Annotated in this window: 18 protein-coding genes; 5 read left to right on the top strand and 13 right to left on the bottom strand. The window is 67.8% G+C overall.

Annotated elements, in window-relative coordinates; translation table 11 throughout:
* The first annotated feature begins 8 nt into the window (after positions 1–8).
* The 3 genes from VHC63_10920 to VHC63_10910 all read left to right on the top strand — a co-directional run bounded on the left by VHC63_10920 (position 9) and on the right by VHC63_10910 (position 1,979).
* Entirely contained in the window at positions 9–305 is a 297-nt protein-coding gene (locus VHC63_10920; GenBank protein HVV37105.1) for an FmdB family zinc ribbon protein, read from the top strand.
* Between the two features lie 76 nt (positions 306–381).
* Complete coding sequence (gene cpaB, locus VHC63_10915) at positions 382–1,089, top strand: Flp pilus assembly protein CpaB (protein HVV37104.1); 708 nt, start codon at positions 382–384, stop codon at positions 1,087–1,089.
* Positions 1,090–1,103: 14 nt separating this feature from the next.
* Positions 1,104–1,979, top strand: a complete 876-nt coding sequence (locus VHC63_10910; protein ID HVV37103.1) for an undecaprenyl-diphosphate phosphatase — start codon at positions 1,104–1,106, stop codon at positions 1,977–1,979.
* 10 nt (positions 1,980–1,989) lie between these two features.
* Here VHC63_10910 and VHC63_10905 read toward each other — a convergent pair whose 3' ends face one another.
* The 13 genes from VHC63_10905 to VHC63_10845 all read right to left on the bottom strand — a co-directional run bounded on the left by VHC63_10905 (position 1,990) and on the right by VHC63_10845 (position 19,917).
* The gene (locus tag VHC63_10905; protein ID HVV37102.1) at positions 1,990–3,327 is read right to left on the bottom strand and encodes a TldD/PmbA family protein; all 1,338 of its coding nucleotides are present in this window, start codon (positions 3,325–3,327) and stop codon (positions 1,990–1,992) included.
* Positions 3,324–4,718, bottom strand: coding sequence for a TldD/PmbA family protein (locus VHC63_10900; protein HVV37101.1), 1,395 nt, complete (start codon positions 4,716–4,718; stop codon positions 3,324–3,326). Before VHC63_10900 ends, VHC63_10905 begins: the two co-directional genes overlap by 4 nt.
* A gap of 99 nt (positions 4,719–4,817) precedes the next feature.
* Entirely contained in the window at positions 4,818–6,134 is a 1,317-nt protein-coding gene (locus tag VHC63_10895; protein ID HVV37100.1) for a S8 family serine peptidase, read from the bottom strand.
* Between the two features lie 4 nt (positions 6,135–6,138).
* Positions 6,139–6,687, bottom strand: a complete 549-nt coding sequence (locus VHC63_10890; protein ID HVV37099.1) for a hypothetical protein — start codon at positions 6,685–6,687, stop codon at positions 6,139–6,141.
* Between the two features lie 3 nt (positions 6,688–6,690).
* Complete coding sequence (locus VHC63_10885; GenBank protein HVV37098.1) at positions 6,691–7,845, bottom strand: hypothetical protein; 1,155 nt, start codon at positions 7,843–7,845, stop codon at positions 6,691–6,693.
* Positions 7,842–8,363 carry a hypothetical protein gene (locus tag VHC63_10880; GenBank protein ID HVV37097.1) on the bottom strand — a complete coding sequence of 174 codons (522 nt, stop codon included), beginning with the start codon at positions 8,361–8,363 and terminating at the stop codon, positions 7,842–7,844. The genes VHC63_10885 and VHC63_10880 overlap by 4 nt, the downstream gene beginning before the upstream one ends.
* Entirely contained in the window at positions 8,363–8,863 is a 501-nt protein-coding gene (locus VHC63_10875; GenBank protein ID HVV37096.1) for a hypothetical protein, read from the bottom strand. Before VHC63_10875 ends, VHC63_10880 begins: the two co-directional genes overlap by 1 nt.
* 2 nt (positions 8,864–8,865) lie before the next feature.
* On the bottom strand, positions 8,866–11,847 hold the full coding sequence (locus VHC63_10870; protein ID HVV37095.1) for an MFS transporter: 2,982 nt from the start codon (positions 11,845–11,847) through the stop codon (positions 8,866–8,868).
* Entirely contained in the window at positions 11,847–14,237 is a 2,391-nt protein-coding gene (locus tag VHC63_10865) for an ABC transporter permease (GenBank protein ID HVV37094.1), read from the bottom strand. Before VHC63_10865 ends, VHC63_10870 begins: the two co-directional genes overlap by 1 nt.
* An 18-nt stretch (positions 14,238–14,255) precedes the next feature.
* Positions 14,256–15,362 (bottom strand): hypothetical protein, encoded by a 1,107-nt coding sequence (locus tag VHC63_10860; GenBank protein ID HVV37093.1) that lies wholly within the window; start codon positions 15,360–15,362, stop codon positions 14,256–14,258.
* On the bottom strand, positions 15,340–17,610 hold the full coding sequence (locus VHC63_10855; protein ID HVV37092.1) for a DUF3488 and transglutaminase-like domain-containing protein: 2,271 nt from the start codon (positions 17,608–17,610) through the stop codon (positions 15,340–15,342). The genes VHC63_10860 and VHC63_10855 overlap by 23 nt, the downstream gene beginning before the upstream one ends.
* An 8-nt stretch (positions 17,611–17,618) precedes the next feature.
* A complete protein-coding gene (locus tag VHC63_10850) occupies positions 17,619–18,938 on the bottom strand; it encodes a DUF58 domain-containing protein (protein HVV37091.1) in 1,320 nt (439 codons plus the stop codon).
* A 25-nt stretch (positions 18,939–18,963) separates the two neighbouring features.
* On the bottom strand, positions 18,964–19,917 hold the full coding sequence (locus tag VHC63_10845) for a MoxR family ATPase (GenBank protein HVV37090.1): 954 nt from the start codon (positions 19,915–19,917) through the stop codon (positions 18,964–18,966).
* Between the two features lie 319 nt (positions 19,918–20,236).
* Here VHC63_10845 and VHC63_10840 point away from each other — a divergent pair, with 319 nt between their 5' ends.
* Both VHC63_10840 and VHC63_10835 read left to right on the top strand, forming a co-directional pair.
* Positions 20,237–22,003 carry a hypothetical protein gene (locus VHC63_10840; GenBank protein ID HVV37089.1) on the top strand — a complete coding sequence of 589 codons (1,767 nt, stop codon included), beginning with the start codon at positions 20,237–20,239 and terminating at the stop codon, positions 22,001–22,003.
* Positions 22,003–23,004 carry a hypothetical protein gene (locus VHC63_10835; GenBank protein ID HVV37088.1) on the top strand — a complete coding sequence of 334 codons (1,002 nt, stop codon included), beginning with the start codon at positions 22,003–22,005 and terminating at the stop codon, positions 23,002–23,004. Before VHC63_10840 ends, VHC63_10835 begins: the two co-directional genes overlap by 1 nt.
* Positions 23,005–23,015: the final 11 nt, after the last annotated feature.

Genomic DNA, 23,015 nt, shown 5'->3' with positions numbered 1-23,015 from the left:
TCCTTCCCATGCCTACGTACGAATACGAGTGCAAGAAATGCGGCGAACGATTCGACGTCGTGCAGTCCTTCACCGATGAACCGTTGAAGCGCCACAAGGGCGGCTGCGGGGGTTCGGTCAAGCGGGTGTTCGGCTCCGTGGGCATCAGCTTCAAGGGCAGCGGCTTCTACAAGACGGACAACCGCTCGTCGTCGTCGAAGTCGTCCTCGTCGTCGACGTCGGAATCCAAGGCGTCGGAGTCGTCGACGCCGAAGAGCGACACCAAGTCCGACACGTCTTCAACGACCCCTTCCACCTCGGCCTGAGCGCCCGTAGGATCGGCGCCGCCACTTCCCTCCTTCACTGAGCGCGCCGCGGCGCGCACGGAAACAAGGAGGCGTCGTGTTCCGACGCAACTCGTCGTTCAAGCCCCGGCGCGGCATCGTGTTCGCCGTCCGCCGATCAGCCGTGCTGTGGTGGGTCCTCACGGCGGTGATGGCCGTGCTCACGGCGTCGCTGGTCGGCTCCGCCGTCGGGCGGGCCACCCGCGGCGCGGCGGCCTGGGGCAGCGACCGGCTCGTGTGGGTCGTCCAGCAGCCGGTCGCGGCGGGCGACGTGCTGACAAACGCCAGCGTGCGCCGGACGCGCCTGCCCCGCGGCGTCGTCCCCGCCGGCGCCCTGGACGGGGCGCGCTCGCCCGTGGGCGACGCCACCCGCGTCACGGTCGCCATCGGCGAAGTCGTGCTGGCGGCGCGCCTGGCGCGTCACGGCGCCCGCGGCGTCGCTGCCATGGTGCCGGCGGGTTACCGCGCCCTCGCCCTGCCCAACGACGAGCACACGCCCGAATTGGCGCCCGGTGACCGCGTCGACGTCATCGCCACTTTCGACGTGGGCGACGACCTCGCGGTCGCGGCAGCCCCCGAACCGTCGATCACCGTGGCCGCCGGGGCCGAGGTGCTCGCCGTGGCGGCGCGCACGGTGACAGTGGCGGTACCCGAAGACGACGCCCCGCGGGTGGCGTTGGCGCTGGCCAAGGGGGCGGTGACCCTGGCGCTGCGGGGCGGCTTCGCCGACGGGCCTATGACTGTCGATCCGCCATCCGTCAATTAGAGTTCCCCGGCCGCGTGATCAGTTACTTCCAAGCCATCGTGATCGGTCTGCTCCAGGGTGTGACCGAGCTGTTCCCCATTTCGAGCCTGGGGCATTCCGTGTTGCTGCCGGCCTGGCTCGGTTGGCACGGCATCGTCGACGCCCAGTCGGCGAAGGAGTCGTTCTACCTCGCGTTCGTGGTCGCCCTGCACGTCGGCACCGCGCTGGCGCTGCTCGCGTACTTCTGGCGCGACTGGCGGCGCATCATCGCCGGGTTCTTCCGGACGCTGCGCACCCGTCGCCTGGAGACCGTCGACGAGCGCATGGCGTGGCTGCTCATCGTCGCCACGATTCCCGCCGGCCTGTTCGGCCTTGTGTTGGAGCGCTCCCTGCGCACGGTGTTCGCCAAGCCCGAGGCGGCGGCCGCCTTCTTGACGGTCAACGGCGTCATCCTGCTCGTCGGTGAGCGCTTCCGTCGCCGCGGCCCAGCCCCCGCCCAGGGCGCAGCCGTCGAGCCCGAAGAGGGCCGCGACCCCGACCGGCTCAACTTCAAAGAAGCCCTCGCCATCGGCGCCTCACAGATCGGCGCGCTGTTCGCCGGCATCAGTCGGTCCGGGATCACGATGGTCGCGGCGCTCGTGCGCGGCCTGGACCACGAAGACGCGGCGCGCTTCACGTTCCTGTTGGCGACGCCGATCATCCTCGCCGCGGGCGTGTACAAGCTTCCCGACCTCACCGGCCCGCTGGGCGACGGCGTGCGCGGCCAGGCCATCGTGGGTGCGGTGTGCGCCGCCGCGGCGGCGCTCGTTTCGGTGCACTTCCTCGTCCGCTTCTTCCGGACGCGCACCCTGCTGCCCTTCGCCGTCTACAGCCTCGTGGTCGGCGCGATCAGCGTGATCCGCTTCGTGTAGGCCGGGACCGCTAGTCGCCCGAAACACTCACCTCGCCGATGGCCACGCTCATCGACAGCCCCGAGGGCAGCTCCTCGACGTCGTTGCCGACGGCGGTGACGTCGCTCAGCATGCGCTGGAGCGTCGACGAGATCGTGAACTCGCGCACCGGCTCCGCCGGCTGGCCGTTGCGGAAGACGACACCCTCGGCGCCGGTGGAGAAGTCGCCCGACACCGGGTTCACACCCGAGTGCAGACCGCTCACCGACAGCACGAGCACGCCCTCGCCGAGTTCGGCCATCAACTCTTCCTGCGACTTGGTGCCCGGCTCGAGCGTGACGGCGCGGCAGCCGACGCCCGGCGCCGTCTTCATCGAGCGCACCGCGGATCCCGTCGAGTGCGTACCGGTGCGCCGCGCCGTGTAGCTGTTGTGCACGAAGCCGGTGAGGACGCCCTTGTCGATCAGTGGCACCCGCCGCGAGGCCAAGCCCTCGGCGTCGACCGGGTCGGCGGCGAGCGAGCGCGTGTCGGTCGGATCCGACACGAGCGTGACGAGCGGGCTGCCGACGGACTCACCGACGCGGTTGGCGAACAGCGACCGCCCCTTCACTAGCGCCTCGCCGGTGAGCGGGTAGCCGATGACGCTGACGAAGTCGTCGGTCACCATCGGGTCGAGGATGACGGGCAGGCGCCGGCTCTTGGGCTTTTTCGCGCCGAGCAGCCGCGTGGCGCGCGCCGCCGCGTCGCCGACCGTCTTGTCGAGGTCGAGCGCCGAGTGCTCGCGGCCGACGCTGAAGCCGAAGCCGGTCTGGGTGTCCCCGTTCTCCATCGCCACGCAGTAGGTCGACAACACGCACTGCGTGGCGCGCTGCCACGAGCTGATGCCGAGCGACGACGCGATCGCCTCTTCGCCCCACCCGTCGCTGTAGGCGGCCACGGGGACGACCATGATGCGCGAGTCGCGCGCCTTCAGCTCCTTCTCGAGCTGCAAGGCGAAGTCGATCTTTTTCTCGGTGGGCACCGCGGTGAGCGAGTCGCGCCACAGGTCCATCTCGACGTAGGGCACGCCGTCGGGCTCGGGCAGCCCGACCCACTCGTCGGGCTCGGAGAACTCGGCGTTGTCGCGCGCTTCGGCGAGCGTCTCCTGTAGGACGTCGTCGTCGAGCGAGCCGGCGTAGGCGAAGCCCATGTGGCCGTTGCGCACGACGCGCACCGCCACGCCTTCGGACTGCGACGTGCTCAACGACTCGATCTCGGCGTCGAAGACCCGCACCGACGTGGAATTGCTGCGGGCGACGTAGGCCTCGACCTGTTCACCCTCGCGCGCCCAACCGGCGACTTTGTTGGCAACTTCGAGCAGCTCACTCACGCGGCCGTACCTCCGACCGTGATCGCCGTGACGCGCAGGGTGGGCTGGCCGTCGCCGACGGGCACGCTCTGGCCCATCTTCCCGCACATGCCCGGAGAGCCCATGGCGAAGTCGTTGCCCACCGCGTCGATGTTCTTGAGCACCTCTGGGCCGTTGCCGATGAGGTTCGCCTCCCGGATCGGGTCGGTGATCGCGCCGTTCTCGATCAGGTACGCCTCTTCGATGCCGAATACGAAGTCACCCGTCGCGGTGTTGACCTGACCCCCGCCGAGGTGGGCGATGTAGACACCCGTCGGCGTCTGGCGCACGATCTCGTCGGGGTCGCTTTCGCCGGCAAGCACGTAGGTGTTCGTCATGCGCACCATCGGCAGGTAGTCGTAGCCCTGGCGCCGGCCGTTGCCCGAGCTGTGCTCGCGACCCTCCTTGCGCGCCCGCAGGTAGTCGTACATGTAGTCGGTCAGCACCCCGTCTTCGATCAGCACGTTGCGCGTCGCCGGACGACCTTCGTCGTCGATCGAGAAGCTGCCCCACTCGGGTCCCATCGTGCCGTCGTCGACGAGCGTCACGAGCGGGGATGCCACCTGCTCGCCGCGGCGGCCGGCGTAGACGGTCATGTTCTTCTGCACGGCGTCGGCTTCCAGCCCGTGGCCGCACGCCTCGTGGAACATCACGCCGCCGCTGCCCTTCGCCAGCACCACCGGCACCGGGCCACTCGGGGCGGGCCGGGCGCGCAGCTTTGTGATGGCGCGGTCGGCCGCCACCTTGGCGAAGGCCTCGATGTCGATGTCGTCGAAGAGTTCCCAACCGACGGCGAAGCCCGTGGAGTTGTAACCCGTCTGCATGCCGGTGTCGCCCGACGCCGTGGCGATGACGCTGAAGCGCGTACGCACCTGGTCGTCGGTGGCGAGCAGGCCGTCGCTGTTGGCCACGAGGATGCGGCGGCGCACGTCGGCGTAGTTCGCCGCCACCTGGATGATCGAACTGCCCGTGGCACGCGCCGCGTCGTCCGCCCGCTTGAGGATGCCCACCTTGGCCGCCTTCTCGACGGATTCCGGCAGCACCTTCACCGTGTTGACCTGCGGCTGCGACTGCTGGGTCAAGGCCACTTCCTTGACGCCACCCCCACCGGAGCGCGCGACGGCCGACGCCGCCTCGGCGGCGGTACGGAGACCGTTCTCGGAAAGGTCAGCGGTGTGGGCGAAGCCCGTCGTGTCGCCGACCACGACGCGGATACCGGCGCCGCGATCGCGCAGCGACGACAGGTCTTCGATACGACGATCGTCGAGCCGTCCGCTCGACGTGCGCCGATCCTCCACGAATACTTCCGCCCAATCGCCCCCGCTTTTCAGCGCGGCTCCGAGCACCTTCTCCACCACTGAAGACTCGAGCATGCGCCGGACACTACCGGCGCGGTGGCGCCCGCGTTTTCGACCATTCACGGCCCTTGCGGCCGGTCATGCGAACGTGCTGGTGCTACGGCACGGCGCCGTTCACGACAGCGGAGGCGCGTCCTTCGATCGCAACCGCGGGATAAAGATCGCCATCGCCGCGATGGCCGCGACAATCGACAGCACCACGAGCGGCGCGGCCGCGTTGAACGGCTTGCTGGCGCCGGTTTTGGTGGCCCGCTTCAGTTGAATTGCGTCGAGGCTGTTCGAGTTGTCCTTCGTGATGCCTTCTTCGAACGACACCCCGCCCTGGCGCTGCGTCGTCGGCGGCGTGGTCGTCGTCGGAGCGATCGCCGAAGAGCCACCACCGGCCGAGGCGCGGTTACCGCCCCGGGTGACCGTGCCCGCGCCGGTGCCGGCGCGCTGCCCGAGCGACGTCTCCGTCGTCTCGAACCCGAGGGCGCGGTCGACGTGGATGATCCCGGCACCTTCGACCGTGCTGTCACGCGGTGGCCCAGCGGTCTTGACCAGGGTTTCGGCGACGGCCTTGTTGTCGAGGCCGGTGGCGAACAGCAACGCCGCCGCGCCGACGACGTGCGGCGTCGCCATCGACGTGCCCTGGATCGAGTTGTAGCCGGTGGAGTTGTTCGGGTCGTCGAGCGGCCACGTGCTCAGCACGTCCACGCCCGGAGCCGACACGCCCCATTTCGTGTCGGCTTTCTGCCCGAACGACGCGTGGGCGCCGGTGTTGTCGTTGGCCGTGACCACCATGAAGTTGGAGTCGTAGGGATATCCCGAGCTCTTGGTCTCACCACTGTTGCCGGCGGCGACCACGCACAGCGCCCCGCGACTGAACGCGCTCTCGCACGACTGCGTCACGGTGTTGGTCAAGCCCGGGATGTGGATGCCCTCGCCGAGGGACAGGTTGAGCACCTTGGCCCCGTGATCGACGGCGTAGTTCACCGCCTGGGTGATCTGGGTGAGACCGGCGACGACGCCGTTACACCCACCCCCGCTGAGCGAGAGGCGCTCGACCATCAGCTTCACGTTGTAGGCGACCCCGGCGACGCCGATGCCGTTGTTCGCCACCGCGGCGATCGTGCCGCTGACGTGGGTGCCGTGGCCGCCGCCGTTCTTCGGCTCGTCGTCGGGGTTGTCGTCGTTGCACGAAAAGTCGTGACTGTCGGCGAGGTCCAGGTTCGGCTTGAGGTCTGGATGGTCGACGTCGACGCCGGTGTCGAGCACCGCCACCTTCACGCCCTGGCCCGTCGAGCGCTGCCACGCTGCCGGCGCGCCGATCATCTGGGGGCCGTACTGCTTGGCCCACAGCGGGTCCGACGTGGCGCCGGCGTGCTGCACGCCGAGCAGCACGCACGCCATCACGCCGCCGAGCACGACGGCGCCCCGCAATCTCCGCATGGTCTTAGTTTCCCGCATTGTTCGTCGTTTCTGTCTTCGGGGCGAACGTTGCGCCCTGCACGTTGTGATGGTCGGCGTCGATGACCACGAAGGTCGCACCGAGAGGATCGGCCGGCGCGTGCAGCCCCTTGGCCAGGGTCAGCACCGTGCCGTCCCGGAAGATGAGTTGCGGCCCCTTCACCTTCACCAGCTCGCCCTGGTACTGGGTGGTTGCGTGGCCGGTGGTGTCGACGGACACGACGCCGATCTTGGCGATCCACACCACGGTCTTGCCCTTGAGCCCCACCTGCACGTAGTCGCCGATCATGCGCACTAGCGGCACGAGCTGGCGGTTGTAGGTCGAGAAGCTGATGAGCTGCTTGCTGACGTCGTAGTGGCGGCCGCCGTCGAGAGTGATGCCGTTGATCGACGCCTGCCGCACGACGCCCTCGGCATCGGCGATACGCGGCGAGCCGTCAAGGGCGACCACCGGTTTCGACGAGCCACCGCCGCAGGCACCGAGCGTGATGACGGCACTCGTCGCCAACGCCGCCACGCGGCGCGCTGCACACATCGGCTACGGCGCCGAGGTGGCGGTCGAGTCGGGCACGGTGGTGGTCGTCGCGCTCGCCTGTCCGGCGGCACCGGCATTCGTCGTCTGCTTCTCGGCGGTGATCTTGGAGTTGACGCCGAAGAAGTCGAGCGCCCCTTCCTTCACGTCGGGTCCCGCCGGCAGGTCGGCGTGCACCTTGGTTCCCTGACCGGTGAACTCGTAGATCATCGACCGGAAGCGCACCGGCTGCTCGCCGCTGCTCACAAGCACCTGGTTGAGCGACAGGTTCAGCAAAGCCTCGAGCACGTCGGGGCCAACCTTCTTCGCCTGCGCGAGTTGGCGCTGCACGCTCGGCAGCTGGTCTTTGTTCAGCTTGCCGATGAGCCGCACGATGTAGTCGTTGAACTTGTTCAGCAGGTCGAACTTCGCCGCGATCTGCTCGCGGATCTGGATGACCTTGCCGTCCTTGACGTAGATCGCCATCTTGCGGAAGTTCTGCACGCGGGCGAGGTTGGCCGCGGACGCCTGACCGGTGTCGAGGGCGTCGGCCTTGGGCAGGTTCGGCGGGACGAGATCCCAGCGCGTCACACCGGACCCCTTCGCCGGCTGCGGGAACGGATCCTCGAGCGGCCGGTAGTCGATGTCCTCGGCGCTGAACTTCTTCACCGCGGCCGCGGCGGAAATCGCGTCGAGCGTGTAGTCGACGACCGACAGCGAGTCCACGATCGGGTCGACGCCGATGACGCGATCGGTGACGGCGGCGTCGCCGATCGACGGTGCGCCGGTTTCGTCGAGCACCCAGTAGCGGGCGTTGAGAAACGCCCGGGTCGCCGCGTCGCCCCCGGTGCGGCTGGTGAACTTCGACACGAACGACGGGTCGAGGAAGCGGACCGCCAGTGCGTCGTCGTTCACGACCTCGTCGAGGGCGTCGGTGCCGTCGACGGTGAGGCGCGCCTTGTAGCGGAAGTCGTCTTCGATGAGCCCGCGGACCTGCGCCAGACCACCGGGGTTGAGCGGCGTCCGCGGCGTTTGGTCGGAGTAGCGAAACACGCCCGACGCGTGCTCGGACCGCTCGAGCATGTTCTGGAGGCTGAGTTTGTCCTCGTTCTTCTTGGCGCAGGCGGGCCCGGTGGCCAGCACGCCCACCACGACGGCGAGTGAGACGAGTCGCTTGATCACGCCGGCTTCACCTCGTCGACGAGCACGCGCAGCAGCGATCGCGGCGACTTGTACGTGTCGCGCACCGACAAGATCATGAAGTAGTCGCCTTGGAACCACGACGTGAGGCTCTGCTTGCGCTGCGACGAGCGGTACACGTGGTGACCGCCCATCACGAACGCCTGCACCTTCGTGCCGCCGATCTGGTTGGCGACGAGCTGCTGGAACTTCAGGCTCTTGGGGCGCGCCTGCTTGGACAGCTTGCTGATCTGCAGCGTCGCCTCGAGCAGCTTGTCGTCGCGCAGCGAGTACAACCCCACGGCGTCGATGTAGGCGTTGGCCTGCTGGTTGGCCAACGAACCACCGATGTCTTCGCGTTGCGCTTTGAGTCCGAGGTACGTGCCGCTGAGCTCGTTCTCGGGCAGTTGCTTGATGTCAGCCGCCGATGTGCCGTTGGGGCTCGAACTGCAGGCCGCGCCGAAGACGACCGTCGCGAGCGCGACGGTGGCCACGGCAGCACGCAGCGTTCGACGTGGCATCAACCGCTGACCGTGAGGGTGACGCCGGCCGCGTACGGCCGCTGCTCGTCGACGATGTCGTAGGTGCCGCGCACGGTCGGGCGCACGTCCCAGTCGGTATTGGGCGCGATCGACGGCGACGGGCCCATCACCACGGTGCCGCCGATCTTGCCGTCGATCACGTGGGCGATCGAGTCGGCGTTGTGGAAGCGCACCAGCGAGCCGGCGCGCACCCCGTGGCTGAGCGGCTCGATGTACTGGCCGTTGGTGTCCGAGTTGATCGTGTACACAGCCGACGGCACCGCCACGGTAGTGACAGTCGGCTTGGCGGTGGTCACGGTGGGCGCGGCGGTGGTCACGACGACGACCGCGGTGGTCGTCGTCGCCTGGCCGATGGCGCCTTCACCACCTTGCTTGCCGTTCGCTTTGAGGCCCTGACCGACGCCACCCCCGCCTCCGCAGGCCCCAGCCAAAAGCGCGAGTGCCAGCACCGCGCTGGCGTGACGAATACGAACGTGCATGGTTAAACGAGACTCCCGGAACGTCGGAGGGCTGCTTCAGAGGTGCCGAGGTAGGCGTTGACGACGCGTTCGTCGTTCAACACTTCCTCCGGCGTACCGCGGGCGATGAACGCGCCGAGTTCCAGCGCGAGGAGTTCATCGGACACCGCGGAGATCAGTGGCATGTCGTGCTCGACGATCAGCATCGAGCAACCGGTTTCGAACCGCACCCGCGAGAGGAGCGGACCGAGTCCTTCGGCTTCGGCCTGCGCGATACCGCTCGACGGCTCGTCGAGGAGCAGCACGCGCGGCTCGGCGGCGAGCACGCAGGCGAGGTCGACGATGCGGCGCAGGCCCGTCGACAGCTCGCTCACGAACTTGTCGCGGAACGCGCCGAGCTCGAGCAGCTCGATGAGGCGCTCGGCGCGCAGGCGCAGTCGGCGTTCGGCGCGTCGGTACTGCGGCGCACCGAAGGCGGCGAGGAACGTCGAGCGCACCTCGACCCGTTGCTCGAGCGAAACGAGGATCGTCTCGAACACGGTGAGCGAACCGAACATGCGCGCGTCCTGGAAACGGCGGACGAGCTTGCGCCGGGCGCGCTGTTCGGGAGGCAGGTTCGTGATGTCGACACCGTCGAAGATGATGCGACCCTCGTCGGCGGTCTGGTAGCCGGAGATGATGTCGAACAGCGTCGTCTTGCCCGAGCCGTTCGGACCGATGACACCGAGGACTTCGCCTTCACGCAGCGCAAAGCTCAAGTCGTCGACGGCGCGGATGCCGCCGAAGGTCTTGACGAGTCCTTCGACTTCGAGGATCGGCCGCGCCTGGGCGAGGGCGTCGGCGCGCTGCACGTCGGCCCGGCTGGTCGCCCCCTCGGTCAGGGAGCCAGTGCCCTTGACGTAGACGGCACGGAGGATGTCGGGCCGGCGCATGAGCTCGGCCGTCGGGCCTTCGAAACGCACCTCGCCCTTCTCCATGAAGATCGCCTTGTCGGCGAGAGTGAGCGCCACGTTCACGCTCTGCTCGACGACCACGATCGTGAGGCCGCGCTTGTGCAGTTCCTTGACGATGTCGATCAGTTCGCCGACCACCGCCGGCGACAGACCGAGCGACAACTCGTCGATCAGCAGCAGCTTGGGCCGCGCGAGGAACGCCAACGCCAGGCTGAGCATCTGCTGCTCGCCGCCCGACATCGTCGCCGCGTTGGCGTCGGCGCGTTCGCGCAGCACCGGGAAGATCTCGAAGACTTCGGCCAGGCGGTCGCGCACTTCGGTGGGGTTGGTAGTGAGCCAGTTGGCCAGCAGCAGGTTGTCGCGCACCGTCAGGCCGGGGAACACCCCACGACCGCCGGGCATGCAGATAATGCCGCGCGCCGCGATCTCGTTCGGGAGGCTGTTGGTGATATCGCGACCTTCGAAGATGATGGCGCCGTCGCTGGCGGGACTGATGCCGCAGATAGCCCGCAGCAGGGTCGACTTGCCGGCGCCGTTGGTGCCGAGGAGGGCGACGATCTCCCCGTCGTTGAGGTCGAAGTCGACGTTGAACAGCACCTGCACGCCGCTGTAGGACACGCATACGTCGCGGCACACAAGCAGCTTGGCGTCGGCTCGCGCCCGGGACTGACGCAGTTCCTCGTGCGCCATGGCGGCGGCGAAGGCGTTGCGGCGGTCGATGTCGAACAGCGGCGCCGCCGACAGGTCGATCAGCGCGCTGGCGATGCCGAACGGGATGCCGGCGAACATGACGGTCTTGATGCCGAAGGTGCTGTAGAGCGCCCACAGCATCGGCGTCCAGATGATGAGCGTCGGGAAGCTGTAGACGCCTTCGAGGGCGCCGGCCATCGACCGCACACTCGGCGGCGTGACCTGCGAGTAGATGGCGCCGCGTGCCGGGCCGGTGAGTCCGAGGAAGAAGCGGGCGAGGGCGTACACCACCGCAACCCAGAAGATCGGCAGTCCAAAGGCGATGAGCGAGAACAACAACGTCGCCATCAGCCCGAACACGCCGATGACGACGAGCACCTGGCTCGGGCGCCGGCGCGAGAAGTAGTCGATGAGCGCACCGCCGACGAGGGTGCCGAGGAAGCCCGTCGCGATTGAAGGCAGGAACAGCCACGAACGCTGCGTGGCGTTGAGGCCGTAGAACTGGGTGAGCATGACGACCGGGAAGAAGAGATCGAGGGTCTGGCCGAACGGGCCGCCGACGGCGATCGAGGTGAAGTTGCGCCGCAGCGTGCGGACGCGGTTGAGCGTGCGGAACGCCTCCCCGATCGACAGCGGCTCGTCCTCCTCGAGGGCCAGGTCGTCGGGCGCCCCCATGGCCCGGCGCTCCATGTAACCGCGCACCGGTTCGCGGAGGCGGAAGAGGGCGTAGAAACCCGACAGCACGACGCCGGCCGCGGTGACGAACACCGTCGCCCGCCAGCCGAAGTGGTCGATGGCAGGACCGATGATCACCGCAGCAACGGCGACGATGATCGGGCCGGCGAGGCTGCGCAGGGCATACACGCGGCCGCGGGATTCGGGCGGGTAATAGTCCGACAGCAGCGAGAAGAATGGCGTGTCGAGAGCAAGCGTGGCGCCGTCGTCGAGGGTGCGCAGCGCGCCGAGACCGGCGAAGGTGTGAGCCTGGCTCGACCACATGCCGGCGAAACCCGAGACGATGGTCGCGAGGCCGATCCACGGCGCCCGCTTGTAGCGGTCGAAGTAATACGCGAACCCGATGCCCACGAAGATGCCGACCCCACTCACGAACGCCGACAGACCGATCAGACCGCTGACGCTGATGTGCAGGTCCTGGCCGATGTCAGGCAACGCCACGCCGAGCGCCTGTGACTCGAAGGTCAGGAAGAACGACACGACGGTGATGACGAACACCGGCTGGAGGCCATACGGCGTCTGCCGCAAGTCGCTGTAGTGACGGACCTCGTTCGAGAGGAACCTGGCCTGCTTGCCGGTGTCACGCAGCAACTTGCCGAACGAGAAGCCGCGCCTTTGCTCGGCCATTACTGCTCCTCTCCCATGACCGCCATGGTGGCGCCCACCACGTCGCGGGGTGGTTTCGCATCGGTGTCGCCGACGGACGCCGCGGCGGCGCCGATCGCCAACCGCTCCTCGTCGCGGCTGCGCAGAGCGCGCGTGTCGCTCGACGTCGCTCCGCCGTGCAACTCGGAACCAAGACGGAAGTGCGCGCCGGCGCCAAGGGCGGCCAGGCCGCTGTGGGCGTCAGGATCGGCGAGCGGGATGAGCCGCCGCTCGAGCAGCGCCGGGTCGTAGTCGGCGAACAGGCTCGGCACGACGATCTGGCGCCGCTGGGCGATGATGCGCAGCCAGGCGTCGCGGATCTTGATGGCAACGTCGATGAGCCCCGCTGGCGCCAGGTACAGCACGAAGAGGGCAGCGCCGCCGCCCTGCAACACGCTGGTGGCCGTGGCCAGGAAGTCGTTGCTCGGAACGAAGTAGCGGAACAGGTTGTCGAACAGCGAACCCAGCAGAGCGCCGCCGACGGAGCCAACGCCGCCGATGACGGTGAAGAGGAACACGTCGAGGCTGCGCTGCGGGACGAACAGCTGCGGGTCGAGGCCGCGCTGCTGGTGCACGAGTACCGCGCCGGCGAAGCCCGCCATCGCCCCGGACACCGCGAACGAAGTGATCTTGAGCCGCGTGGCGGACACGCCGAAGCTCTGCACGTTCGCCTCGTTCTCGCGCATCGCGATGAGAAGCCGGCCGAAGCGACTGCGCCGCAGGTTGAGCGTGATCACGATCACGAGCACCAAGCAGGCGAGGCACAGGTAGTAGGTGGGGCGGTCCTGCTGGAAGTCGAGGAAGAACAGGCGCGGGCGATCGACGGCACCCTTCGGCAGCAGCCAGCCGAAGTACTTGTCGTCGAACAGGATGTCGCTCGTCGCGATGGCGAGTCCCAGCGTCGTCACGGCGAGGAACAGTCCCTTGAGGCGCAGCGCCGGGATGCCGATGAGCGCGGCGAACGCCGCGGCCACCGCCGTCGCGATCGGGACGGCGAACCAGAACGGGATGCCGTGGCGGGCGGTGAGCGCGCCCGCAACGGCGGCACCGACGGCGGCGAAGGAGAACTGCGCCAGCGAGATCTGACCCGCCCAACCGGTGAGGACGACGAGCGACACACCGATGATGGACTGCAGCAGGATCGTGCCGCCGAGGAACTGGTAACGGGCCGGCACGATGATCGGATAGACGAGGACGAACAGGCCGACGACGGCGACGAGCACCCAACGGGTGGTGCGCACAGTGGCGACCTTCGCCATCTCCTTCGGGATCGGGCGCTGCTCCTTCACTGCCGCCCACGCCACACCCGAGCCCTCTTCGCTGCGACCCTTCCGACGCCGCTGGAGGAGGAACACCGCGCCCACGATCAAGAAGTAGGCGAACGACAGCAGTCCCTTGTCTTCGGGGTAGCTGTAGGTGAAGGCGTTGGCCACGGTCGCCATCACCAGCGACGAGAAGACCGCAATCGGGATGCTGGTGAAGCCAGCCAGCACCGCGGCGGTCAACGGCAACAGCAGCAGCGGCACGGCGACGCCGCTACCGGCGCCCGCAGCCGGCGACGTGAGCGCCCCGACACCGATGACGCTGAGCGTGCCGAGCGCACCCGCGATGCACCACACGATCGACGACAGATTGCCGACGGGGATGCCGAGCAGGCTCGCCCGCTCGGAATTCTCCGCCAGTGCTCGCACGGCGACACCGGCGCGCGTGTAGCGCAGGATGCACACGACCGCGATCAGGCCGAAGATCAACAGCTCGATGTTGAGCACTTCGGGGAACCCGTAGTTCGTCGTGTAGTGGCCGACCCGGAAGTGCCAACCGGCAAACGGCAAGAACGGCCGCGAGGGCACCGCGCCCGCCTGTTCCTGGACGGACAGCGATCCCGGTCGCGGGAAGATCGGTAGCGACGGCACCAGGTTGGGGAGCACGCCGCCCACCATGGGCAACAACGCGATCGTCACCGTGGTGAGCACGACGCGCGACGCGTTGAAGAACTTGCGGCCGAAGGTGAGGTCGACCGCGAGTCCGATCGCCGCGCCGACGGCGATCGACACCACGATGGCGATCGGGAACGGCACGGGGGTGAACTGCATGAAGAGGAAGAACAACCGTCCGCCGACGGCGCCGAGCGCGACCTGCGCGAAGTTGATGATGCGCAGCGAGCGGTAGACGAGCACGAGGCCGAGCGCGGTGAGCGCGTACGCACAGCCGTTGACCAGGCCGTTGAACAGGATCGCCATCGGCGTGCCGCGACCACCGCCGGGAGTTCCCGGCAGCACGAACTGCACGTAGATCAGCGCGACGACGAGAGCGGCGACGCTGAAGGCAATTGATCGGGCCCGGCTACCGACCGGGAGGAGGTTGTTGAGCATTCGGTTCGGGTGGCCTCGCTACTTCACGGAGTCCGGTAGCGGAGAGGGCGTGAGCGCACCGAGTTCCCACTTGCCGAGGGCGGCGGTGGCGTCGGCTTCGAAGTCGCCGAGCGAGAGCGTCTCGGAGATGGGCAGGGCGCCGTACTGGGTGGCGAACGTGTAGCCGACCTCGCGAGTTTCCTGCCGGTCGCCGGCGTTCAGCACCGTACCGGTGGGATCGTCACCGAGCGTCGACTGGATGTCGCTCGTCAGGATCTGGTGGAGTGAAACGGCGTAGCCCTCGACGATCTCACCGCAGGCGTCGATACGACTCGTGCGCCCGACGACGCCGTCGTTCAGGATGGCGGCGCCGCTGAGCTCGTCAATGCCGATGCTGCGGAACTCCTGGCCCGAACGCAGGATCCCACCCTCGAGGGGCGCGATCAGCATGGGCTGCACCGGATGGAACGACGACACCCGCGTGCCCTTGTCGTTCTGCACGTCGATCGACGTGATGAAGATGCCGGGCGCGTCGGTTGGGTCCGCGACGCGCACGTCGGCACCCGGCACGTTGACCACGCCGATGGTGCGAGCGGCGACGCTGCGGTCCACCTCGAGCTTCGGATTGGTGTTGACGCGGAACCCGGTGATGATCGTGTCGCCGGGCACGAACGAGTCGGGCGCCACCATTTCGAAGCTGAACTGGTGGTCGCTGTCCTTCGTGATGCGACGGATGGCTCGGCCTTCGAGCACGAAGGGCAGGCTCGTCACCTTGTTGGCGCCCTTCGCCTCAACGAGGTCGCGCTTCCACTTGTAAAGGCCTTCGGTGGGCTGCCCCTGCACGCGCACGGTCGCTGACGTCTTCGGGAACGCCGTGAGCTTGGCCGCCGGGCACGGGCCCTCGTCGATCTTGTTCAGATCGGGGCGGACGGTCGGCAGTGCCGGCAGGTTGAAGTCGGTGCCGAGCGGCAGCGAGAAGTCGGGCACGTCGGGCTTGTCCTGGGGCGCGATGCCGAACACCGCGGATGAGTCGAACTTCACGAGACCCACGCCGGGCGCGTCCTGATGGACGCACGCCGTGGCGCCGAACGCGCTCAGGGCGACGAAGGCGATCGCGACGTTCCTAGGCAGCAGCTTCTGCAGCATCTGCTTCCTTCCCGCTCGAAAGAGCTGCATTGAGATCGGGGGCGAAGGGATTGCGCAACGACAAGCGTGACACCGCCGCGACGAACCGCACCGTCGCGGGCTGCGCGGTGCCGAGGCGGCGGCGAAGCGAACGCGACAGCTCTTCGGCTGCCACCGCCAGCTCGAAGCTGGCGTCGTCCTGCAGGTCGCCCCACAGGACACGCGTGACGAGCCAGGCGAGTTCGGTGTGCTCGTCGTCGTCGATGAAACGCTCGAGGTACATGAGCGGCGTGTCGCTCGGGTGGGCGAAGCCGAAGTCGGTGGCGACGTCGCGGAACTCGGCGTAGGCGAGCGCGATACGCGCGCGGGGTCCGATCGCCGCGGCGGCCCCGCGGCGGCGCGACCGGATGCGCGCCTTCCGCAGCGCCGGATAGGTCGAATAGATCAGGAGAATGAGCAGGATGATCGGCACGCCGATCTCGAGGCCGCGCAGCAGTTGCTTTCCGAAAACGGACTTCGGTGCGGTGATCGTCGGCAAGAACACCGACACGTTCACTTCGTCGCTCGGCAGGATGTTCGGGTTGGTTTGCTGCTGGCCGCTGTCGTTCGACAGCGACGGCTTGGCGTGCTTCGGCACGCCGACCACGGGCACCCATTTGAAGCCCGGGAAGTACACCTCGACGAAGGTGGCGCCGTTCTTGGGCCGGATCTCAAGCGTGTGGCTCCCGACGTCCTCGCCACCGTCGAAGCCGAACGCGATGCGCGACGGCAGGCCGATCCAGCGGGCGAGCATCGCCTGCGTGGCGACGATCTCATACGGCGTGCCCTCGAGACTCGTGAGGATCTGATCCACGCGCGCCGAGTCGATCGACACGGGCACACCGGGTCCGGTCGCCACCACGTTGTCGAGCACGTAGTTGCGCAGGAAATCGAAGCGATCCCACTGCGTTGGCAACGCGTTCGCCTGGTTGAGCAGCTTCACCACCGCCGGCGGCGGGTCACCGACACCCTCGGTGAACTTCAGAACGTCCGCCGGGATGGACGTCGACGCGCCCTCGAGGTCCTTGATCGACGGCAGGCCGGCAGCGAGCACCGTGTACTCCTGGCCGCGCTTGAGCGTGCCGGCCGCGAGGCGGATGTTGCCGGAGCGGTAGTCGAAGGACGGCACGATGCCCTTGGCCTGAAGGCCGACCGTGTTCGACAAACCAGGCAGCACCGCGCCGGTCAAGCCGAGCACCTGGAAGTGAGCGTCGATGCGGGGCGTCAACTCCGGGTCGATGATGCCGCTCTTCGGCACGTTCTTGACGTTGGCGTCCGCAACCGGTGCGAGGCGCCAGTCCTTGCCGTCGTACACGTCGAGGCTGCCCATGCGCCAGGGACCGGAGAGGTCCGAGCGGACGCGGAACAGTGGCCGGTCGACGACCTTCGACAGCGGCGTCGTCTTCGGCTTCTGCGGCTGCTCGGCGGGGTTGATCGCCGGCTTCGGGAAGAGGAAGTTCAGCTGGCTGGCCACGATCAGCGCCACGGTGACGGGGGCGATGACGATCAACGACCGGAAGGCGTTGCGCAGCTCGTAGCCGACCGAAGGCTTTTCGTCGCCCTCGAGCCCGGAGTTGGACGACAGCAGTACGAGGCCGAACACGAACAGGACGAGCACGACGATGCCCGATGTGACCTGCTGGTCTTTCGGCACGCTGATGCCGGCGAGAGCAGCGAAGGGCACCGGGATGACGAGCGCCAGCGCGGGCTTGCGGAACGCGAGCGCGACCCAGGCGGCGGAGAAGCCGACGACCGCCATCAACCAACCGATGACCACGTGCCAACCGGGCACGAACGGCACCGGTGGCCGCAGCACGTCGCCCTGCTGGTTTGCTTCTCTTACGAGTGTGGTGATCGAGCCGATGTTGCCGACGTCGGGCAGCAGCATCAGCGCACCGATTACGAAGATGCCGGCGGCGACGATCCCGAGCGTGGCGCCGAGGCGCCGCTGGCGATTGGCGACGACGGCGAGGCCGATACCGAGCAGGCCGGCAACGGCGCCGTAGATGCGCGGCGACACGCCGGTGAAGACGCCGCCGACCATCACGGCCGCCGCGATCACCGGGAAGGCGATGGCGATGGCGAGGCGGGCGACGGGCTGTTCCGGCTCGGTCTCTTCGGGCTGCGCCGCGGCGCTTTCGATGTCGGCTTCGACGCCGCCGGCCTCGCTGCTCAGCCGTTCGAGAACGTCTTCTTCGAGCGCCTTGAGGTCTTGTTCGGTGGTGGCCACGGCTACACCTACACCCGGTTCCCGGCGCCAATGTTGTTGAACAGCGCGGACGCGAGGTCACCGCCGGGACGAACGCTCGCCACCTGGCAACCGAGAGCGGCGGCCATACCGGCCGTCTCGCTCTCCTCCTCGTTCCACAGGAGGGCGACGACGAGGATCGATACACCCTTGTTCAGCAGCAGCTTGAGCTGAGCCGCTTCGCCCGCCCCGAGGTGGGGCGTGATGAGGATGTTGTGGGCGTCGCGCTGCGCGTTGCCGAGCAGGCGACGAATGACGGTGCCGAGCGGCTCGCGCCCCATCTCCACCTTGGCGAACGCGTCGAGCAGCGGCAGTTGCTGCTGGGCCCCGCGCAGCGACCGCGTGAGCGGCCCGCCGTTGGTTTCGACTTTGATCTCGTAGCCCTCGCGCAGGTGACGTACTGCGAGCGACGCCGCGGCGCGCACGCCCGCTTCGAAACTCTCCGACAGGCCTTCGCCGTCGCGGCTGTGCGAGCCGCGGTCGGTGTCGAGGATGATCGTGATCTTGTCCGTGATCCCCTGCTCGGCCTCGCGCACCATGATCTTGCCGGTACGCGCCGAGGCGCGCCACACGATGCGGCGCAGGTCGTCGCCCGGCTTGTACTCGCGCATGCCGTAGAACTCGAGACCCGACGGCCACGGCTTCGACACCGGCGGACGGATGGGCGGATCCTCGAACTGACGGGTAAGCGGGCGGTCCGACACCACCTCGATGCGCGGATGCACGAGCAGCTGGAAAGGCTCGGCGATCAGCGTCTCGCGCTGGGTCAGGCCGAGCGGATCACCCTTCACGGCGACGAGTGGACCGACGTCGTAGACGCCGCGGCGTGTGCAGCGCACCGAATAGCGATGGGTCAGCTTCTCGCCCGACGACAACTTGGTGATCGGCACGCGCACGGGCTGGCCGAGTCGCTCCGGGACGCGCTCTTCGAGCACGAAGGTCGACACGCCCCGCTGGGCTTCGAGCGACACCTCGACCTCGAGGCGGTCACCTTCGTGCGCGCGCGGGAACAAGCCAGCGCGCTCGCCCTTCAGCTTGAGGTTGCGCGGTGCCAGGAAGAAGCAGATGCCGAACAGCAGCACCAGGCCGTAGGCGAAGAGATACATCGCGGTGCCGGCCACGACCCGGGCCATGAGCCACACGAGCACCGCACCGATCAGGGCGACGACGCCGTAGACCCGCAGCCCGGTCTTGCGCTTGATCTCTTCGGTGCGCTTGCGCAGCGCGCCGGGCGCGAGTGCATCGCTGAGCGCGTCGTAGCGCGCGCGCAGCCGACGGCCGAGGGACAGCTTCTGGGTGCCGGTAGGCATGGAGTAGCGGTGCGCCCCTGACGACTTACTTCTTGGCGGAAACCGGCGGCTTCACCTGGTTGGTCACCCGGTCGAGGACGTTGCTGACGTCTTCACCACGCAGGATGGCGTCGGGGTTGAGCACGATGCGGTGGGCCATGATGTGGGGCAGCACGGTGCGCACGTCGTCGGGATACACGTGGGTGCGCCCGTCGCTCGCCGCCAGCGCGCGCGACGCCTTGAGCAAGTTGATGGTGGCTCGCGGCGAACCGCCCATGGCGATGTGGGCGTCGTTGCGCGTCGCCTGCACCAAGTCGACGATGTAATACGCCACGTCGTCGCCGACTTCGACATCGCCGGCGTAGGCCATCATCCGCTGAATCTCCTTGGTGTCGGTGACCGCCCCGAGGTCCTCGATGGCGAGCTGACCCGAGTTGGCGAACATCACGTCGAACTCGGCGCCGCGGTCCATGTAGCCCATCGACATCTTGAACAGGAAGCGGTCGAGCTGCGCTTCGGGCAGCGGGAACGTGCCGGCCTGCTCGATCGGGTTCTGCGTGGCGAGCACGAGGAAGGGTCGCGGCAGGTCGTAGGTGACGCCGTCGGCCGACACGCGGCGCTCGGCCATGGCCTCGAGTAGCGACGACTGGGTCTTGGGCGTCGCACGGTTGATCTCGTCCGCCAGCAACACGTTGGCGAACACCGGACCCGGGTGGAACTCGAACTTGCCGGTCTTCTGGTCGAGGATCGACGAACCGGTGATGTCACCCGGCAGCATGTCGGGCGTGCACTGCACGCGCTGCGTCGTGGCGTCGATCGACTGGGCGATGGCGCGGGCGAGCACCGTCTTGCCGGTGCCCGGCACATCTTCGAACAGGATGTGGCCCTCGCACAGGATGGCAACGAGCGCGAGGCGGACCACGTCGGGCTTGCCCTTCAACACCGTCTCGATGTTGTCGACGATCTTGTCGAAGTTCTTCTTGAACGTTTGAGCATTCAACGAAGCGCTCGAACTGCGAGCGGTCGCGACTGCACGGGAAGCGGTCTTACGAGGTGCCATGGCGCGGGAGCGTCCTCACTTCAGGGTCTACGTACGTGAACGGGAACGCTTGTGCTGCGCCCCAGGCAAGCCAGCATACGTCGGGTTTCTCGTGCGAACCTGGTCCGTCCGTTCGATTCACGCGGCCGCAACACACGCGATGCCGCGACGTTTGACCTCATCGCTACGATTCGTGGCCATGGCGGCAACAGCTGGGCCGGGGCGCGCTGGATCGCAAAACGCGAGAAAAGGCGCCCCGCTACTTCTTCTCATCGGTGGTTTGCTCATCGCGCTGATCGTTCTTCCGAGCGCGCTGAATCTCCCGCAGACGAACCCCTCCACCACGCTCGAATACGCGCCGGTGCCGCCCCAGGACGACACCACGCCGCCGCCAATCGGAAACTTCGACCAATTCGGGCTCGGCCAGAGCTCGTCGATCAACACCGGCGGCGCCGAAGGCGGCGACCAAGGCACGCAGCAGAGCGACCCGGGCAAGAACCGCAGCACGAAGCGTTGCGTCCAGACGCCCAAGGGCCCCAAACAGACCGAAGATCCGCTCGCCCCGCCGTGCGTGCCCGACTATCCGAACTGCAACCAGAACGGCGGCGCCACCTATCAAGGCGTCACCGGCAACGAGATCCGCATCATCCTCTACGAGGACTCCGGCATCGTCGACACCGGCACCAGCCGCGGTGACGAGAGCCGGCCGGCGAACAAGTACTACGACCTCGATCAACCCGAAGCGCAAGACGAGCACATCTACGCGCGATTGACGCGGGGCTGGGCGAAGTACTTCGAGGACCGCTATCAGCTCTATTGCCGCCACGCCCACTTCTGGGTCTATTACGGCAGCCGCTCCGACGACGGCCCCGAAACCAAGCGCGCCGACGCGGCGGACAACTACCAGAAGATCCAGCCCTTCGCCGTCATCTCCGACTCGCTGGCATCGAACGATGCCTACCTCGAAGCAATGACCAAGCGCGGCGTGCTGAACTTCGGCGCCTTCCTCGGCCGTCAGCGCAGCTTCTACCAGCAGTATCCCAAGCTGGTGTGGGGCTACTCCCCCACGCTCGAGGACCAGGCGCAGGAGTACGCCGACTTCTTCTGCAAGCAGATCAAGAACGCATCGGACACCACGACGTTCGCCGGCGGCGACCTCGTGGGCAAGAAGCGCAAGTACGGCCTGATCTACTCGACCGACAAGCTGCATCCCGAGCTCCAGAAGCTGAAGGACCTCGTGATGACCAACATCAAGCAGCAGTGCCCGATCGACCAGGCGAACATCCCCAACGCGACGTGGGACACGTGCTGTTACGCCGACAACAACGACCCGCAGACCGACCAGACGTACGGCCGAACGCAGATGGCCAAGTTCTCCGACCCCCGACAAGCCGGGGGCCCGGTGACCACGATCATCTGGCCCGGCGGCATGGAGTCCAAGTTCAGCGACGCGGCCGCGCAGATGAACTACTTCCCCGAGTGGGTCCAGTTGGGCGACGCCGAAACCGACGGGTTCGTGTCGACGCAGTACCAGAACGCGCGCGCCTTCGGCGGCCACGCGGTGGTCGTCACCTACCAGACGAAGAAGGTGAAGTTCGAAGAGGAGCCCTGCTTCCTCGCCTACAAGGACGCCGATCCCTCCGCCCCCGACCAGGACATCCGGTCGCGCGCCTGTGACCTCTACGAACGCTTCCGCCAGCTCTTCACCGGCATCCAGGTGGCGGGGCCGAAGCTCGGCCCGACGTCGATCGACAAGGGCTACCACGCCATCCCGAAGATCGCGTCCGACGACCCCGGCACGCCGGCGTGCTTCTACAACACCGACGACTACAGCTGCGTGAAGGACGGCGTCGCCATGTGGTGGGACGCCAACGCCACCGCACCGAACTCGCAGAACGCCGGCTGCTGGCGCATGGTGCAAAACGCCAAGCGGTATTTGTACGGCACCTTCCCGCAACAAGAGTTCACGACGACGAAGTCACCGAACGATCCGTGTAACGGCTACGGGGGCCACGCGCTGACGTTCCTGTCCGCCAGGAACCCCTAGTGCGACGAGCCGCGGCGCGCATCGCTTGCATCACCGGGTGCGTCGCGCTCGTCGCGACCGTCGGCCTGGTCCTGGTCGCCGGTTCCGGCGGCGTTGCCGCCGAACCGCTGGCTCCGTCGGTGAAGCCGACGGCGACGCTGTCGGTTGGTCAGTCGATCGTGCTCAAGAACACGACGCCGCTCGTGGGCGACCAGGAGATCTATCCGCCGAGCGCGTGCCGCGGCAAAGCGGCGTCGCTCGACGAGAGCGTCGCGCCGCTCACGTGCAAGGCGTACCGGATCGTGTTGAACCTGGACCCGGATCCGAGGGCGGACAACACCGTCTTCATCGAGGCCGACTTCAACCAGACGCAGTTGCCGTCGTTGCCCCTCGTCGCGCTCGGACTCAACCCACCGCCGGTCAACGGCCTCGACGTCTACGTGTGGGACCAAGAGGACCACTGGCTCGGCGAGAACGCGCCGGGCACGCTCGATCCCGTCACCGGTCCCGGCGATCCGAACGACGAGCCGACAGGCGCGGCGTCGTTCAACGAACCCGAGCGCGGCGGGTTCACCGCCAAGCAGCGCATCTACGACATCACCGTCCAGGCGGACGCCGGTGTCAACCAGGGTTACGACCTGCACCTGACCTTCTCGAACGAGATCTTCACAGCGCCGCACGAAGTGCTCGACCAGTTCGGCAACACCGCGGCGCCGAGCGACACGTCGAGTCCCGAGCCGACCTTCACGCCGCCGGCGGACACGTCGAGCGAAGCCCCGACGATCGCGCTGCCCGAAGCATCGGTGACCCCCGATCAGGACATCGCCGGCATCGGCCTCGGCACGACGCAGGAGTTCAACCCGAACGGCTTCGCGTTACCGCCGCGCACGCGTGACGTCGCGGCCACTGCCAAACCGCCCTCGGGCGTCGCGCTCGTCCTGGGCCTCGTGGCCGTCCCGCTCGCGACCGCGGCGGTTGGCGTTTTCGCCCTTCGAAGGCGCCGTCAAGCCCTGCTCACCTGACGGTACATTTG

The organism is Acidimicrobiales bacterium, assembly GCA_035546775.1.
Classification (GTDB): Bacteria; Actinomycetota; Acidimicrobiia; order Acidimicrobiales; family JACCXE01; genus JACCXE01.
The sequence above is the reverse complement of the archived record's forward strand: the minus strand, read 5'-3'. Positions and strand labels throughout refer to the sequence as shown.

Coding starts and splice junctions, on each gene's coding strand:
- VHC63_10920 (HVV37105.1), top strand. CDS start 9: ATGCCTACGTACGAATACGAGTGCAAGAAATGCGGCGAACGATTCGAC.
- VHC63_10900 (HVV37101.1), bottom strand. CDS start 4,718: ATGCTCGAGTCTTCAGTGGTGGAGAAGGTGCTCGGAGCCGCGCTGAAA.
- VHC63_10895 (HVV37100.1), bottom strand. CDS start 6,134: ATGCGGAGATTGCGGGGCGCCGTCGTGCTCGGCGGCGTGATGGCGTGC.
- VHC63_10890 (HVV37099.1), bottom strand. CDS start 6,687: ATGTGTGCAGCGCGCCGCGTGGCGGCGTTGGCGACGAGTGCCGTCATC.
- VHC63_10880 (HVV37097.1), bottom strand. CDS start 8,363: ATGCCACGTCGAACGCTGCGTGCTGCCGTGGCCACCGTCGCGCTCGCG.
- VHC63_10875 (HVV37096.1), bottom strand. CDS start 8,863: ATGCACGTTCGTATTCGTCACGCCAGCGCGGTGCTGGCACTCGCGCTT.
- VHC63_10870 (HVV37095.1), bottom strand. CDS start 11,847: ATGGCCGAGCAAAGGCGCGGCTTCTCGTTCGGCAAGTTGCTGCGTGAC.
- VHC63_10865 (HVV37094.1), bottom strand. CDS start 14,237: ATGCTCAACAACCTCCTCCCGGTCGGTAGCCGGGCCCGATCAATTGCC.
- VHC63_10860 (HVV37093.1), bottom strand. CDS start 15,362: ATGCTGCAGAAGCTGCTGCCTAGGAACGTCGCGATCGCCTTCGTCGCC.
- VHC63_10850 (HVV37091.1), bottom strand. CDS start 18,938: ATGCCTACCGGCACCCAGAAGCTGTCCCTCGGCCGTCGGCTGCGCGCG.